Raw genomic sequence first — 15570 nt, forward strand, 5'->3', positions numbered from 1 at the left:
TTTGGAGTGCCTGTGCTGGCCCCTTCGCGGGTAAACCCGCTCCTACAAAGGGTGTGTGAGCGGGTTTACCCGCGAAGGGGCCGGCCCAGGCAACCATCATCTATTTGGCGACCACAACACCCTCAGCCCCCCTGGCCCGGGGCTTGCGAAACACCAGCACATTCCCCGCCATCACTGCCACCAAACCGAGCAAGGCCGGCGCCGTCCACTGATAACCCTCGGCCACCGCCGACACATTCAACGCCACCAACGGGAACAGCACCGTGCAGTAAGCTGCCCGCTCCGGCCCCATGCGCCCGACCAAGGTCAGGTAGGCAGTGAAGGCAATCACCGACCCCGGCACCACCAGGTACAGCAGCGAACCGATGTAGCGCGCGTTCCACTCCATGCTGAACGGTACGCCGCTGACCACACAGAACACCGCCAGCATCACCGCCCCATAGACCATGCCCCAGGCATTGGTCGTCATCGGCTTGAGGCCGGCCTTCTGCTGCATGCTCGACAGCATGTTGCCGGCCGAGAAGCACAGCGTGCCCAACAGGGCCAAGCCAAGGCCGTACAGGGTTTCGCGGCTGGCTGCGTGATGCGAGAGCTCCGGCCAGAACAGCAGGCCCAGGCCAAGCAGGCCCAAGGCCCCCCCGCCAAGCACATTGGTGGCGATCTTCTGGCCGAAGAAAATTCGGGCGTTAAGCGCGTTCCACAGTGTGGCAGTTGAGAACACCACCGCGATCAGGCCGCTGGCGATCCACTGGCTGGCGCTGAGGAAGCAGATGAAGTTGACGCAGAACAGGCACAGGCCCTGGGCCAGGCAGATCTGGTGGCCACGGCGGTTCATGGGTTGCAACTGGCGGGTAATCAACAGGAAAGCAAACAGGATCAGGCCGGCCAGGGCGAAGCGGTAGACGATCGACACCGGGATCGCGACCACGCCTAGCTGGAGTTTCAGGGCGATCCAGGTGGTGCCCCAGATCAGGACGGTGAGCAGGTAGAGTGACAGGTTCATGGCGGCAGTTCCTTGGGCCTTTGGAAATCGGTGCCCGGCGCTTGGCGGGTAAACCCGCCCCCACAGGGATGACCAGTGTTCTTTCGATCGGCCTCTGTCAGCTTGCATAAACTTGCGCTTTTCTTGCGCTGGTAGATGTCACTCGATCCAGTGCGCAGTAGGATGGCAGGCAAGAGGACCCGCCAATGACGCCACTCAACCAGTTGCAAGTGTTCAACGCCATGCATGCCTCGCCCCACGCCAGGCTGGAGCTGAGCGCGCACCTGGGTGACGGCCTGGCGGCGGCGTTGTGGAGCAATCGTGACGATGCCCGCGACTACCAGGCGCCCAGCCATCACACCCTGTCGTGCTACATCGCCGACGGCACCGGCACCTACCGCCGCCAGCGCCCGGCCGACAAAGGTGCACCCGACAAGCTGTGCGTGATGCCGGCCGGGCAGGAATCGAACTGGGTCGTCAATGGCGCGATCCGCCTGGCGCACCTGTATGTCAGCGAGGCGCAGTTCGCCTTGGGCTGTGTGCGTCTGCTCGACCGGGAACCGCGCGAGCTGCAACTGCAGGAAGCGACCTTTCTGGACGACCCGCAGCAAGCTGCACGCTTTCGTCAATTGATCCAGTTGGACTGGGACGAGCCCAGTGAGCGCCTGCTGGCCAGCAGCCTCGCGCACGAGATCGTTGACCATGCGCTGCTCAGCCAGGTCGGGTTGCGCCAAGGCCTTCGCCTGAAAGGCGGGCTGGCGCCAAACCTGCGCCGGCAAATGGTCGACTACATCGAGGCACACCTGGACCAGCCCATCACCCTGGGCGAGCTGGCGCTGCGCTGCAACCTGTCCGAATACCACTTTGCGCGCATGTTCCGCGCCAGTTTCGGGCTCCCGCCGCACCAGTATCTGCTGGCCCGGCGGCTGCACCGGGCGTGCCAGCTGTTGCGCCTGGGCGTGTTACCGCTGGGGGAGATTGCCTTGTTGTGCGGGTTTGCCAGTGCCAGCCATTTCAGCAACCGATTTCGACAGGCCTTGGGTGCCACACCTGGCGAATACCGCAGCGCCTTTGTCATCTGAAACCGGGGCCGCTCTGCAGCCCCCGATGACCTAGAACTCGAAGGTGCTCGACAAACTTACCTGCCGCGCATCGCCTACCGCCACAAAGTACTGGTTCACCGCCGAGCTGTAATAAACCTTGTCGAACAGGTTCTTCACGTTCAGCTGCAGGCGCACGTTGTGTTCGTCGAGTTTGGTTTCATAAGTGGCAAACGCATCGGCAACGGTATAGCTCGGCAGGTCGAAGGTGTTGGTCGAGTTACCAGAACGTTCGCCTACATAACGGGCGCCGGCACCGAAGCGCAGCCGGTCCCCCCCGAACAGGCTGCCAAAGTCATACACCGCCGACAGCGAGCCGCTGTGCCGGGCCACGTTCTGCAGGCGGTTGCCCTGAAGATCAGGGTCCTTGGTTACCTTGGCATCGGTCAGTGCATAACTGCCGATCAGGCTCCAGCGCTCGCTGAGCTGGCCGGTCACATCGAGTTCCACACCGCGTGAACTGACCTCACCCGCATTGCTGTAGACCGTCTCGCTTGTGATGGCGTCAATGTTCGAGACCAGTACATTGCGTTTGGTGATATCGAACAACGCCAGGGTGCCCGTGATGCGGCCCGGCATGTCGAGCTTGGCGCCCAGCTCCCACGACTTGCCCTCCTCAGGTGCCACCGAGGCGTCGAGCACAACATTGCCGGTCAGCGGCGCGATGGTCGAGTTGGGCTTGAACGACTCGCTGTAGCTGCCATAGAACGAGAGCTGGTCGTCCACTTTGTAGACGATACCGGCGTGGGGGACCCAGGCCTGGCCACTGATGTCGGTATTGGCCTTGAACGGGCGACCGCGGCCAGCGTACTGGTCGTACTGCTGAAAACGCGCACCAGCTACAAGGATCCAGTGCTCATCGAGGTGCAGCGCATCCTGCACGAGCAGCGCATCGGTGCGCAGCTTGTCGGTCTGGTCGCTGTCGCTGGCGCGTACGTTGGAACCCTCCACTTCCTGTCCGTAGACCGGGTCCAGATAACTGAACGTGGACTGTGGTGTCTGGCGGATCAGGTCACCGCGAAAGATCTTGCGGTCTTCATGGTCGATGCCGAACAGCAGGTCATGCTGCATCCCCGCCAGCTCGACATTGCCATTGAGGCTCAGGGTCACGAACTGGTCACGGCTCATGGCATTGTGGGTGCCGTCGATGCTGCGTGTCAGCGTGCCTTGGGTTTCATTGACGCCGGTCACGCGAACCTGGCTGGCATCATAGGTCTCACGATTGAAGCTGTAGCCAACGTGCAGCTTCCAGTCATCAGCCAACTGATGGTCGACTTCCAGGCGATACAGGTCGGAGCGCCCTTCCATGTCGTTGAACGGCTCGTCCAGGCGGCGTGTGGCGGGGATATTCAGCGGGTGGCCGTTGTTGCCGAACGCGGTGCCACGGTCGAAGGGGTAGAGAAACTCACGGTGCTCGTAGGCCAGCACCACCTGGGTGTCTTCGCCCAGCCAGGCCAGCGACGGCGCCACCAGCGATTCGCGGTGCACGCCATAATTGCGCCAGTAGTCCTCGTCTTCGTGGTCGACGATCAGGCGGTAGGCGAAGTTGCTGTCACCCAGTGCGCCCGTGCTGTCGAGCCCGCCACCGCTGCCGTTCTTGCCGCGGCCATAGGTCGAGCCGCGCACAGTCAGGGCGTTGTACTGCTGCAACTGCGGACGCTTGCTGACCACGTTGATGACCCCACCCGGGTCCTGGATACCGTACAGCAACGAGGCAGGCCCCTTGAGCACTTCAACCCGTTCGGTGCTGGCGTTGAGGTTGCGACCCTGCACCACGGGCATGCCATCGCGCATGATCGAGCCGTCGCGGTTGTCGCCGAAGCCACGCTTCATCACCGTATCGGACGTGCCGCCGAAGTTGTTGCCCTGGGTAATGCCGCTGACGTTGGTCAGGGCGTCATCGAGGTTGCGCGGGGCCTGGTCGCGGATGACCTGTGCCGGTACCACGTTGATTGCCTGGGGGATGTCCTGGTTCGGCCCCTGCCCGCGCATGATCGAAGCGCTGGCCGGGGGCTGGTAACTGTAGTCGTCCAGCTGCGAGGTCACGGTGGTGGCCTGCAGGTTGAGGGCGGCGGAAGTGTCTACAGGTTCGAGGGTCAGGGTACGCGCGTCGACGCGGCGCCAGGCCAGCCCAACGTTGCCCAGCAGTTGTTGCAGCGCCTGCTCGGCGCTGAACCGACCATTCAGCGCTGGCGCTTGCACGCCCGGCAGTTCGAGGGTGTAGACCACGCTCTGGCCGGTGGTGCGGCTGAAGGCGTTCAGGGCCTGGGCCAAGGGTTGGGCCGGCTGGGCGAAGGTATAGGCCTGCAACTGCTCGGCAGCGCTTGCCAGGGGGGCGACAGCGAAGGCCGGGAGCGCAGCAAGGCCGAACCAGAGAGGAACGCAACGCGGGGAGAACTTCATGGACGCTGACCTGTGAGAGGGTGATTATTGCGAATCAATCGCACTTTCACTCATTACACGGATGCCACGTGCTGTTACCTCACCTGTGCCTGGAAATATTTTTGCTGTGCCGGCCTCTTCGCAGGTAAACCCGCTTCTACAGGGGGGTGGACGCTGTAGGAGCGGGTTCACCCGCGAAGAGGCCGGCACAGGCAACTACCGAATCAGGGTCAAACGCCCCAACACGGTCTGCCGTGAAAAACCCATCACCTTGCCCAGCGAATCCAGCGCCAGCAGCGGCTCGGCCACCGGGAAGCTGCCGCTGACCTTGCGCTGCCCCAGGTCACCATCGAGCAACAGGATGCGCCCTGGGTAATAACGCCCAAGGTCTTCGATCACCTGCGCCAGCGGCACCTGATAATAGTTCAGCCACCCTTGGCGCCAGGCCAGACGGTTGTCACTGTCCACCGCCAGGGTGTCGCTTACCCTGCCCGCGCTGTAGGTAGCCTGCTGGTTGGCAGTCAGTTCTCGCGCCAAAGTGCCCTGCGCGGGGCTGACGCCCACACGCCCGCTGCGTACCGTCACCTGGGCACCCTCGCCTTGCTCACGCACCTCGAACTGGGTGCCGAGCACCCGCACTTCGCCGCCGGCAGCTTCCACCAGGAACGGCTCACCGGTATGGGTAACCTCGAAGAACGCCGCGCCATGCAGCAACCGCACACGGCGCTCACCCTGGGCGAAATCGACCGCAATGGCGCTACCGGCATCAAGCGTCACCTGCGACTGGTCGGCCAAGGTCACCTGGCGAATCTGCCCGGCACTGCTGTAGTCCGCCTGCAGGTCCCGCAACCAGTACCCCGGGTGCCAACCACCAGCGACGCCCACGGCCAGCACCAGGCAGGCTGCCAACGCCAACCCTGCCACCCGCCGCCAGCCGCCACGCGCCGGTGGTCTGGCCATGGCATCGAGGTAGCGCTGCAGGGCGTCCTGCTCTTCGTCCGCCAGCCGCGCCGCCGGGGCGGCGCTTTTCTGCCACAGCACCTGGGCCTGTTCGTAGGCTGCGCGGTGCGCGGGGTCGGCCAGCAACCAGCGCTTGAATGCCGCCCCTTCGGCTTGCCCGGGTTGCCCGTTGATCCGGTTGAACCATTGCAGGGCAGCCTGAAACTGCGCCTCGGTGATCGGCGGTAAACGGCTCATCGACGGGCGCTCCCTGGCCGGCGTGGGGTGGACGCGGGCTCGGCAACACTCGCCTTGCACGCTTCAAGGGCGCGCATCATATGCTTTTCCACGGCGCTCTGTGACAGCTGCATGGCTTTGGCGATCTCGCTGTACTTGCAGCCGTGAATGCGGTTGAGCAGGAAGATCTGCCGGGTGCGCTCGGGCAAGGCACGCAAGGTGGCCTCGATACGCTGCAAGTCATGGTCGACCTCCACGGCCTGCTCAGGGGCCTGGGCCAGGCTCGCCTCGTTCACCGGCACAGTGGCTTCGGCCACGCGTTCGCGGCTACTTTCGCTGCGCAGGTGGTCTATGGCCAGGTTGCCCGCACAACGCAACAGGTAAGTGTCCAGCGCCTCGACCTTGACCTCGGGGCGACGCCAGAAACGCAGGAACAACTCCTGGACCAGGTCCGAAGCGGTGGCGCGGCAGCCGACCCGACGGCTTACCAGCGCCTCCATACGCGCACGCTGGGCCTGGAACACCTGAACGAAACGTGCACGTGCGCCTGCGCTGTCAGCGTGAGGCTCGATGATATCCCCTGGCTCACTCACGGGGGTCACATGGCAAACACGGCGAGCATCGGGCCCAGCACCACGCTGACGGCGGCCAGGCCCAGCAGCAGACGAGGCTGGTACGGCAGGCCGAACACCCACAGTGTTACCCCGGCCATCATCACCGCGGTCCACTCCACCAGGCCGAGGGCCCAGCCACGCTGGTGCACGCTGAGCACCAGCGACAGTATCAGCAGCAGCCAACCTGCGACACGCAACAGGTGCAAGTGGCGCGGGCGCGGCTTGCGCCCGAGCAAGTCGCTGAAGTGCTTTTCCATCGCCAGGCACAGGGCAACGAAGCCTGCAAAGGCGATCAGTGCGTTACCCAGCATCAGCTCGCCCCCACCGTTTCAATGCTCGGCTTTTTTGTCGCACGCGCGGCGCGCTTGGCTACGGGCGTGGGGCTGGCCAGCATCTTGCGGGCCAGCCAGGCCAGAAACAGGCCGGTCCCCAGGGCTGTCAGATCGAAGCCGGCCATGGCCCAGTCACCCTCCAGTACCGAATGGTTCAAGCCCCGGTCAGTCGTCAGGCCATTGAGCAACGGCAGCAGGGCGAAGGCCAGCGCACCCAGCGCCAGTTGCTCGCCCCAGGCCTTGCGCCCGCTACGCAGCACGGCGTGCACCAGCGACAAGCCCCAGACGATGAAGAAAGCATTCACTTCCCAGTCAGCCCGGCCTTCGACAGCCAAGGGCACCAGGCGGTTGGCCCAGAAGAAGCCCGCCACCGCCAGCAACAAGCCACTCATGCTGGCAATATTGAGCACCTCGACCAAACGCAGCTCACCTGGCATATGCCCGTTCCTGGCGTGCTTGAGCTGGCGCTTGCCCAGCCACATCACCAACCCGGTACCAATCACTGCAGTACCGGCCACGCCAAAGAAGAAATACAGCCAGCGCAGCCAAGGCCCGGCGAAGTTACCCATGTGCAGCCCGGCGAAACTGAAGGCGGTCATCATTACTCCGCTCTCTGGCTTGCCCTGGCTCAACAGCGCACCACTGGCCCCATCGAATGTCCAGTTGGCACTACGCCGATAGGCCACGTGGTCGGCTGCCGATTGGGTGAAGGTGACGCGGGCATTGCTGTCGCCCGGGTTCTGCACCTGGATGTTGCCGACACGCGCCCCCGGCTGCAGCTCCTGCACCTTGGCGTACAGGCTCGGCAGCGCTACCAGCGGCGTGGCCACCTGGGCCGCCTTGGGCGCATCGTTGCGGCCAAACAGGTCGTTGAAGTACTTGTCGGTGTCATTGCCGTAGCTGGCCATGATGCCCGCCGGCATCACCATGTACATGAACAGCACCAGGCTGCTGTAGCTGATCATCAGGTGGAACGGCAGCACCAGCACGCCGATGGCGTTGTGCCCGTCCAGCCAGGAACGCTGCCCCTTGCCAGGGCGGAAGGTGAAAAACTCCTTGAAAATCTTCTTGTGGGTAATGATGCCGGTGACCAACCCCAGCAGCATGATGAAAGCGCAGAACGTCGAGAGCCAACGGCCAACCGGGTAAGGCATCTGAAGCTGGAAGTGAAAGCGGTAGAAGAACTCACCACCGCGGCTGTCACGTGCTGCCACCGGCTGGCCGGTCTGGGTATCGAGGGTTTTTCTGACAAAGCCACGTGGGCCGCCGTTGGGGTCGCGGTAGCCCACACTCAAGGCGGCCTCCCGTTCGTTCGGCAGGCGAATGAACCAGGTACGCGAATGCCCTGCATTGTCCTGCAGGTAACGTTGAGCGACAGCCAGGCTATTGATCGGGTCCAGGGCATGGCTGCGCACTTCAGGCTGCGACCAATGAGTGATTTCTTCCTTGAAGTACGACAGCGTGCCGGTCAGGAAGATGGCGAACAACAGCCAGCCGAAGATCAGGCCAGTCCAGGTGTGCAGCCAGGCCATGGCCTGGCGGAAGCCTTCTTTCATGCGTTCTTCATCCAGTAGGCAACGCCGCTGATCAGGCCCAGCAGCAGGCTTGGCGCCAATACGCCCAACCAGGCGCGACAGGCGCTGCGGCAGGCAAAACACCAGATAAACGCCAGCAGGTAGAAGACGAATGACAGCAGCAGGCCGGTGAGCGTGGCATCGACCTTTGGCAGTGGGGCCAGCAAGGCAATACAGACGCTCGCGAGGGACGCCAGCAGGTAGCCACCCAGCAACGCGGCAAGGCTACGGGAGGTCACGGCCAGGCGATAGCTGAGGGGAAGGCCGGCGGTTTTGCGCGTCATGGCGGGGTCCGGGCGTTTTAAAGGCTGCAATAATAATGATTTCAATTCTCATAAGCAAAGCCCAGAATCCTCTCCCCGTTTGGCCACGATAGCGGCACGTCGCAGCCCGCCAATCTGCAACAAGAAATTTATTTTCCAAAAGGGCTTGAATTCGTCTCGCGCTTGCCTGACCTTAGAGTCAAGAGGCGCAGAAATTCCAAGGGTCTCAAGGACCTGAGCGCGTCTCCATGCGAGCAAGCTGAATAAGGATTGAATCATGCAAATCCAGGTCAACAGCAGCAACGATTTCGACGGTAACGCCCGGCTCGACCAGTGGGTCCGCAGCACACTGCAGAACTCGCTGGAACGTTACGAAGAAGACCTCACCCGCATCGAGGTTCACCTGCGCGACGAGAACGGCGTCAAGCCCGGACCGCATGACAAACGCTGCCAGATGGAGGCTCGCCCGAAAGGCCACCAACCGATTTCCGTGACCCACACCGCCACTTCGCTGGACCAGGCAGTCGACGGTGCCGCCACCAAGCTCAATCACGCGCTGGAACACTTCTACGGCAAGCTGCGCAGCAAGCGCGGCGTCTTGGAACTGAGTGACCCGGACGCCTGATCGCACCAATGAAAACGCCCGGCCAAGTGCCGGGCGTTTTCATTCAAGGCCTCCCTCAATTCACTATCCTCAGCTTGGGTACGGGGAACAGGTTCTCCAGTGTATTCAGCAAGCGCGCGTGATAAAGCGGCTTGCGGAAAAAATCCACCACCTGCAAGTGCAGTAATTCGCTGACGTCATCCAGCTCAGCCTGCCCGGACACGACAATCACTGGCAGGTGCTGGCGGGCCGTATGGTCGCGCATGCGCCTGATCAAACCGATACCACTTTCCTCCGGCATACGCAGGTCGGTGATGACCAGAGCAACGTCCGGATGACGGGTAAGTTGTTGCAAGGCAGCTTTTGCCGATGTCGCGGTCAAGCAAGCGAAGCCTTCGTTCTCGAGAAGTTCGGTCAGCTCCAGCAAAGCGTCCTGCTCGTCATCCACCAAGAGGATCTGCTGGCGCGGGAAAGCGTTCGAGTTCGACATGGCGTTGGCTCCTGCTCACCGGTCAAAGGGCATCTTTGATCGTGGTGAAGGTGGTGTTGACGGCCGTGGAGATGTCCCCGACGAAGGCGGCAAGCACCACTGCGACCATCGTCGCGATGACCGCATATTCGATACCGGACGCACCGTCCTTGCGATGCAGGAAGTTCATGCAGTGCAGAATGAACAGTTTCATGTCTCAGCTCCTTGCGGCACATGCCGGCGATTGCGATATCAAAGTGACACCCATTTGCCATCAAAGAATTGCCAAGCTGAGGCGGACTGCAAATGTATTAAAGGATTAATTACAAAGTATTAGCTCAAGAGGATTAACACCCGCAAAATTGCTAACTGTCTGTATTGCCTCGACTTAATCACACGCCCCCCAAAAAAAACCTCTCACGCATGGCAAATGGCGATGACTGCGCTACCGTTCTATAGCGAAATGATGACTTTTTGACATCAGTCGATGCGTGCAGGGAGGCCGAGATGAGCAGTCGCTTGACCCTATGCCTGGCTGCGTTCTTCCTGCTGGCAGCACTGTTGGCAGGCTACTGGGGTGTGGTGCTGAGCCGCCCTGCGACTGCGCCCGCACCGGCTACCCCTACGGCCCAACAACCGATTGCAGCCATCGCCCCACCGCCCACCACCCCACCGGAGCCACCGCGTACTGCCGTTGTCGTACTGCGCAAGGCTTTGCCAGCCAATACGCCGGTCACTCAAGACGATGTGCTGATCGAACGCCTGCAGGTTGCCCCCGCAGGGGCCTACCAGCAAACCGCGCAGGTAATCGGGCGCACCAGCGCCAGGCCGCTTGCAGCAGGCACCTGGCTGGATGAGTTCAGCTTCCAACCCGGCGGGCCGCTGGCGCGGATGATCCGCACCAGCGAGCGGGCCGTGGCAGTCGGAGTGGACGAAGTGGTCGGCGCCGCCGGCCAACTGCGCCCGGGCGACTACGTAGACGTATTGCTGTTCCTGCGTGAAGAGCCGAACAACCCGCAATCCTCCGCCCAGGTGGTGCTGCCGGCCTTGCGCGTACTCAGTGTTGGCGAGCAGACGGGCCTGGCCAACGACGGCCGCCCGGCGCAGACCGCCGAAGAGCAAAAGGCCCGGCGCGAACAAGCCAGCCTGAGCCATGGCATGGGGACGCGCACCGTGGCGCTGGCAGTGCCCGAGGCCTTGGTCAGCCGTTTGATGCTGGCTGCCCAGGCCGGTACGTTGCGCCTGGCCGTGCGCAGTGCCGATGAACAACGCCTGGCGCGGTACTGGAACGAACCCGATGCCAAACCGCAGGTCGACGCCGCCAACCGCGAACTCTACCGTTTCAGCCAGCTATCCCAGTCGCCGGTGGCCAACGCTGCCAGCCTGGCGACCAGTAAACCCAAACCCGCCATGCACATCATCCGTGGCGCACAGGCTGACGATACGAATAAAAACCCCTGACCTGGCAAGGATGCAGCGATGCGTAGTTCCTTTTTGAGACAAGCATGTTGTACCGGGCTGCTGGCCGTGCTGTTGCCCCAGGCCCAGGCATCCGGCAAAGCCTGCGAGGCGTTCAATCAACTGCCCTCGGTCATCGAGATAGACCAGGGCCTGCAGCAGGAACTGCGCCTGCCACTGGCGATCAGCCGGGTTGCCGTAGGCGAACCCAAGGTGGCTGATGTGCAGGCCAGCGGAGAGCGCGGCGTGGTGATTACCGCGGTGGGCCAGGGTAATACCACCCTGATGCTGTGGACAGCATGCGCCCCGTCACCGCACCGTGCCATGGTGTTCGTCAAAGGCCGGGCCAGTGCCGACATGGCGCAAGACAGCTTTTTGCCGTCGCAGGATGCGCAACTGATCAGCCAGGTGCAGGCCGACATCCGTTTCGTGGAAGTACGCCGCACCAAATACAAGGAGGCCGGTGCACGGCTGTTCTTCAAGGGGTCGAACAACAGCCTGATCGGCTCGCCGGGTACCGTACCGAATACTGTCGTGCGACCTGATTATGTACCGGGAATACAGACAGGTGAGAACCCGGTTACGTATGCGGATGTGCGTCCAGGTATCCCCCTCGACGACACCGTCTTCAACATCGTCTGGGGCGGCGGCAGCAGCCGCTTCCTGGCCATGATCAACGCTCTGGAAAACAGCGGCTTCGCTTATACCCTGGCGCGCCCGAGCCTGACCGTGCTCAGCGGCCAGACAGCAAGCTTCCTGGCAGGCGGTGAAATTCCGATCCCGGTGCCCAGCGCAGGCAGCGACAACGTATCGATCGAATACAAAGAGTTCGGCGTACGTCTGGCGCTGACACCAACCATCATTAGCCCAGGCAGGATCACACTCAAGGTGGCGCCAGAGGTCAGCGAACTGGACTACAACAACGTGGTAACCATCGCCGGCACACAGGTGCCGGGTTTGACGGTAAGGCGCACCGACACCAGCATTGCCCTGGCCGATGGCGAAAGTTTCATCATCAGCGGCCTGGTCAGCAACAACACGCGTTCCGCAGTAGACCGGCTACCCGGCCTGGGCAGCCTGCCGATACTGGGTGCGTTCTTCCGCAACTCGGCCATGCGCCGCGAAGAAACCGAACTGCTGATGATCGTCACTCCACACCTGGTCCAGCCCCTGGCGGCCAACGCACGGCTGCCAGAACTGCCGGGCGAGAACCTGCGCAACTACGACCCCAGCTGGGGGCGCCTGTTTTTCCTCGAGAACGGCAACTTCGATGGCAAGGGCGGATTATCCCAATGAACGAGAGCCTGAACCCCACCTTCCTCGCCATCACCCGCAACGAAGAGGACCTCCACTGGCTACAGGGCGCACTGGCGCCGCAAGGCCAGGTAATCGGGGCCAGTGCCGGCAGCCTCGACGAGTTGCTGGCACTGGTCAATGCCACCTACAGCAACCTGATGTTCATCGGCCTGGACCGCGAACAGCTGGTCAGCCAGTGCGCCTTGATCGAGGGGGTGCTGGAGGCCAGGCCGATGTTGGCAATCGTCGCCCTCGGCGATGGCATGGACAACCAACTGGTGCTGCATGCCATGCGCGCAGGCGCCCGCGACTTTGTCGCCTATGGCTCACGCGCCAGCGAGGTGGCCGGGCTGGTGCGGCGCCTGGGCAAGCGCATGCCGACGGTGGCCAGCAACCCCAGCCTTGGCGGGCTTACGGTGCTGTTCGGCATACAAGCCAATGCGGACGGGGCATTGCTCACCACCCACCTGGCCCGCGTAGTGCAGGAAAGCGGCCAGCAAACCCTGCTGCTGGACCTGGGCCTGCCGCGTGGCGACAGCCTGGCGCTACTCGGCCTGGAGGCTTCGTTCTTCTTCGGCGACGCCCTGCGCCACTTGCGCCGCCTCGACACCACACTGATCGACAGCGCATTCACGCGTGACAAGAAGGGCTTGCGCCTGCTGACCTACGCCGAGGCCGATGAACCGCTGCAACAAACCAGCGCCGCCGAGCTGTACATGCTGCTGAGCGCTTTGCGCCAGCACTTCCAGCACATTGTCGTGAACCTGACCGGGCATGCCGACAGCGAAGCCCTGCGCACGTTGGTGAGCCATTGCGACAAACTGATTGTCTACACCGACCAGAATATCCTCGACTGCCGGCGCAACCTTGAAGTGCTCGACCTGTGGCGTGACAACGGCATGAAGCTGGAACACGCCAGCTTGCTGGTCGACCGCTACCTGGGCAACGTTGCCCCCGACGCCGACACCCTCGCCAAACGTTACGGGCTGCCCTTGCTCAAGGCCATCCCTTGTAGCCCCGAAGTACGCCTGAACGTGAAAAACCAGGGCCTGAGCCTGTTCGAACTGGCCCCGCGTGAAAGCCTCACTCAAGCCCTGCGCAGCCTGGGTGAGCGCCTGGCACGGCGCTCGGAAAACCTCGCACCACCAGGCTTCACCTGGCTGCGTCGGCTTTGGGGCAACAAATGAGCAATGACCAACCCTTTGGTGGCCAGCAACACGCCTCGGGCGACCCCTACGCGCTAAAGCGTGCCCTGCACCGCTTTGCCATCGACGCCATCGAGGACAGCGGCCGCAACCTGCTGGAAGGCGCGCGGCCAGCGCTGACCCAGTTCGTGCTGGAGCAGGTGGGCGATTACGTCGCGCGCCTGCACCTGGCCATGTCGCGCTACGAAATGGAGCGCCTGGCCGAGGAGCTGGTGGATGAGCTGACCGGTTTCGGCCCGCTGGAAGTGTTGCTGCGTGACCCCACCGTCACGGAAATCCTGGTCAACGGCCCCCACCGGGTGTTCGTGGAGCGGGCGGGCCTGCTGCAACAGACCGACCTGCGCTTTATCGACGCTCACCATGTGGAACGGGTGATGCAGCGCATCCTCGCACCGCTCGGCCGACGCCTGGACGAATCCTCGCCAATGGTCGACGCGCGCATGCCCGACGGCAGCCGGGTGAATGCGATCATCCCACCTGTGGCATTGGACGGCCCGTGCCTGTCGATCCGCAAGTTCCGCCAGGACATGCTCAAGAGTGCCGACCTGCTGGCCACCCGCGCCATCGACCAGGCCATCTTCGACTTCTTCGAGCGCGCCGTGGGCAAACGTTGCAACATCCTGGTCAGTGGCGGTACCGGCACCGGCAAGACCACCCTGCTGAACATCCTCAGCCAGATGATCGCGCCCCGCGAACGCCTGGTGACCATCGAAGACGTCGCCGAACTGCAACTGCACCACCCCCATGTGGTGCGCCTGGAAACTCGCCCGCCGAATGCCGAAGGGCATGGCGAAATCAAGGCCAGCGAACTGATCCGCAACGCCCTGCGCATGCGCCCCGACCGCATCATTCTGGGCGAGATCCGCGGCAGCGAAGTGCTCGACGTGCTCACGGCGATGAACACCGGCCACGATGGTTCGATGAGCACGGTGCACGCCAACTCCGCGCAGGATGCGCTGCTGCGCCTGGAAACCCTGGTCGGCCTGAGCGGTCGGCAGATTGCCGAAAAGACCTTGCGGCAAATGGTCTGCGCGGCGCTGGATGTGGTGATCCAGCTGACCCGCCTGCCCGATGGTCGACGTTGCGTCAGCGAGGTGCTGGAAGTGATCGGCGTGCGCGATGAGGTGTACGTGACCAACACCCTGTTCCGCCTCGATCGGCGCGGCGGCGATACCTTTCTGCGCGAAGCACCTAACCCGGCGGGCAGCAAGCTGCGCGCAGAGGGCGTGCTGTGACCGGCCCCCTGCTGCTGGCGCTGTCCCCGCTGTTGATGGGCGTCGCCCTGCTGCTGTTGCGCCGCGGCCTGTACAAGCGGCAAGAAGAGCGCATCCTGCAACGCCTGGGGCGGGCGTTCAGCATCGTGCGCAATGGCACCGCCCGGCGCGAATGGCTCGACGCGCTGCTGCAGCGCGCTGGCTTGGGGGCTGGCGACATCGAGCCACAGCGCTGGTTGCTGGCGTGGCTGGGCGTGGTGGTGCTGGCGCTGATCACCGCCGGCTGGGTGGCCGCCTTGATGCTGCTGGTCGGCCTGCCAACCCTTGCGTACCTGATCCTGAGCTGGCAAAGCCGCCGGCAGATGCGGCAAATCGTCGACCAGTTGCCTAGCCTGCTGGACTACAGCGTGCGCAGCCTCAAGGCCGGCCGCACGCTCAATGATGCAGTGCTGGGCGGTATCGACAGTAGCCGCGATCCCCTGCGCTCAGCCATGGCGCGTGTGCGTCGCAACGTACAGTTGGGCGTGACGCTGGAGGATGCTGTGAGCGAGCTGGCCGAACTGCACAAACAGGACGAACTGCGGCTGTTCGCCCTCGGCTTGCGCATCAACCAGCGCTACGGCGGCAATGCCAGCGAGCTGATGGAAAACCTGATCAAACTGATCCGCGAGCGGGAACAAGGGGCGCGTCAGCTCAAGGCGATGACCGGCGAAACCCGCATCACCGCAATCATTCTAGGCTCGTTGCCGCTGGCGATGGTCGGTTACTTCCTGATGGCCAACCCGCATTACCTGCTGACCATGTGGCGGGACAGCAGCGGCCAGATGATGCTGTTGCTGGCCTTTGCCCTGCAGGTGCTCGGCTGCCTGGTGCTGTGGCGAATGATGAGGAGCCTGTGACC

The 15570-nt window shown here is 63.2% G+C and carries 16 protein-coding genes; 7 read left to right on the forward strand and 9 right to left on the reverse strand.

Going from position 1 to position 15570, the window contains the following annotated elements:
* Positions 1-100: 100 nt before the first annotated feature.
* On the reverse strand, positions 101-1003 hold the full coding sequence (locus tag ACF8EF_RS24945) for a DMT family transporter (protein ID WP_176682569.1): 903 nt from the start codon (positions 1001-1003) through the stop codon (positions 101-103).
* A gap of 185 nt (positions 1004-1188) precedes the next feature.
* On the opposite strand from ACF8EF_RS24945, the gene ACF8EF_RS24950 reads away from it, so the two are divergent.
* Positions 1189-2064, forward strand: a complete 876-nt coding sequence (locus ACF8EF_RS24950) for a helix-turn-helix domain-containing protein (RefSeq protein ID WP_176682568.1) — start codon at positions 1189-1191, stop codon at positions 2062-2064.
* Positions 2065-2094: 30 nt separating this feature from the next.
* Here the strand turns inward: ACF8EF_RS24950 and ACF8EF_RS24955 are convergent, their stop codons facing one another.
* The 6 genes from ACF8EF_RS24955 to ACF8EF_RS24980 form a co-directional block, all read right to left on the reverse strand.
* On the reverse strand, positions 2095-4485 hold the full coding sequence (locus ACF8EF_RS24955) for a TonB-dependent siderophore receptor (RefSeq protein ID WP_392462140.1): 2391 nt from the start codon (positions 4483-4485) through the stop codon (positions 2095-2097).
* Positions 4486-4680: 195 nt separating this feature from the next.
* A complete protein-coding gene (locus tag ACF8EF_RS24960) occupies positions 4681-5661 on the reverse strand; it encodes a FecR family protein (protein ID WP_392462142.1) in 981 nt (326 codons plus the stop codon).
* The gene (locus ACF8EF_RS24965; protein WP_392462144.1) at positions 5658-6233 is read right to left on the reverse strand and encodes an RNA polymerase sigma factor; all 576 of its coding nucleotides are present in this window, start codon (positions 6231-6233) and stop codon (positions 5658-5660) included. Before ACF8EF_RS24965 ends, ACF8EF_RS24960 begins: the two co-directional genes overlap by 4 nt.
* Positions 6234-6238: 5 nt before the next feature.
* Positions 6239-6565 carry a DUF3325 domain-containing protein gene (locus ACF8EF_RS24970; protein ID WP_392462146.1) on the reverse strand — a complete coding sequence of 109 codons (327 nt, stop codon included), beginning with the start codon at positions 6563-6565 and terminating at the stop codon, positions 6239-6241.
* Positions 6565-8142: a PepSY-associated TM helix domain-containing protein gene (locus ACF8EF_RS24975; RefSeq protein WP_392462147.1), complete on the reverse strand. Its 1578-nt coding sequence runs from the start codon at positions 8140-8142 to the stop codon at positions 6565-6567. The genes ACF8EF_RS24970 and ACF8EF_RS24975 overlap by 1 nt, the downstream gene beginning before the upstream one ends.
* Positions 8139-8444 (reverse strand): DUF3649 domain-containing protein, encoded by a 306-nt coding sequence (locus tag ACF8EF_RS24980; RefSeq protein WP_176682562.1) that lies wholly within the window; start codon positions 8442-8444, stop codon positions 8139-8141. Before ACF8EF_RS24980 ends, ACF8EF_RS24975 begins: the two co-directional genes overlap by 4 nt.
* Positions 8445-8700: 256 nt before the next feature.
* On the opposite strand from ACF8EF_RS24980, the gene ACF8EF_RS24985 reads away from it, so the two are divergent.
* Positions 8701-9048 carry an HPF/RaiA family ribosome-associated protein gene (locus ACF8EF_RS24985; RefSeq protein WP_176682561.1) on the forward strand — a complete coding sequence of 116 codons (348 nt, stop codon included), beginning with the start codon at positions 8701-8703 and terminating at the stop codon, positions 9046-9048.
* A gap of 55 nt (positions 9049-9103) precedes the next feature.
* On the opposite strand, the gene ACF8EF_RS24990 is transcribed toward ACF8EF_RS24985, so the two are convergent.
* Together ACF8EF_RS24990 and ACF8EF_RS24995 are read right to left on the reverse strand one after the other, a co-directional pair.
* Positions 9104-9517 (reverse strand): response regulator, encoded by a 414-nt coding sequence (locus ACF8EF_RS24990; protein ID WP_176682560.1) that lies wholly within the window; start codon positions 9515-9517, stop codon positions 9104-9106.
* Between the two features lie 22 nt (positions 9518-9539).
* On the reverse strand, positions 9540-9710 hold the full coding sequence (locus ACF8EF_RS24995; protein ID WP_176682559.1) for a Flp family type IVb pilin: 171 nt from the start codon (positions 9708-9710) through the stop codon (positions 9540-9542).
* Between the two features lie 293 nt (positions 9711-10003).
* Here ACF8EF_RS24995 and cpaB point away from each other — a divergent pair, with 293 nt between their 5' ends.
* The 5 genes from cpaB to ACF8EF_RS25020 are packed head-to-tail and all read left to right on the forward strand — an operon-like array spanning position 10004 to position 15568.
* Positions 10004-10957: a Flp pilus assembly protein CpaB gene (gene cpaB / locus ACF8EF_RS25000; RefSeq protein ID WP_176682558.1), complete on the forward strand. Its 954-nt coding sequence runs from the start codon at positions 10004-10006 to the stop codon at positions 10955-10957.
* 18 nt (positions 10958-10975) lie between these two features.
* Entirely contained in the window at positions 10976-12250 is a 1275-nt protein-coding gene (locus ACF8EF_RS25005) for a type II and III secretion system protein family protein (protein WP_176682557.1), read from the forward strand.
* On the forward strand, positions 12247-13437 hold the full coding sequence (locus tag ACF8EF_RS25010) for a pilus assembly protein (RefSeq protein WP_176682556.1): 1191 nt from the start codon (positions 12247-12249) through the stop codon (positions 13435-13437). The genes ACF8EF_RS25005 and ACF8EF_RS25010 overlap by 4 nt, the downstream gene beginning before the upstream one ends.
* Positions 13434-14690: a CpaF family protein gene (locus ACF8EF_RS25015; RefSeq protein WP_176682555.1), complete on the forward strand. Its 1257-nt coding sequence runs from the start codon at positions 13434-13436 to the stop codon at positions 14688-14690. The genes ACF8EF_RS25010 and ACF8EF_RS25015 overlap by 4 nt, the downstream gene beginning before the upstream one ends.
* Positions 14687-15568, forward strand: a complete 882-nt coding sequence (locus ACF8EF_RS25020; protein WP_392462149.1) for a type II secretion system F family protein — start codon at positions 14687-14689, stop codon at positions 15566-15568. The genes ACF8EF_RS25015 and ACF8EF_RS25020 overlap by 4 nt, the downstream gene beginning before the upstream one ends.
* The last annotated feature ends 2 nt before the right edge of the window (positions 15569-15570 follow it).

Source organism: Pseudomonas sp. zjy_15, from assembly GCF_043101865.1.
GTDB classification, from domain to species: Bacteria; Pseudomonadota; Gammaproteobacteria; order Pseudomonadales; family Pseudomonadaceae; genus Aquipseudomonas; species Aquipseudomonas putida_Y.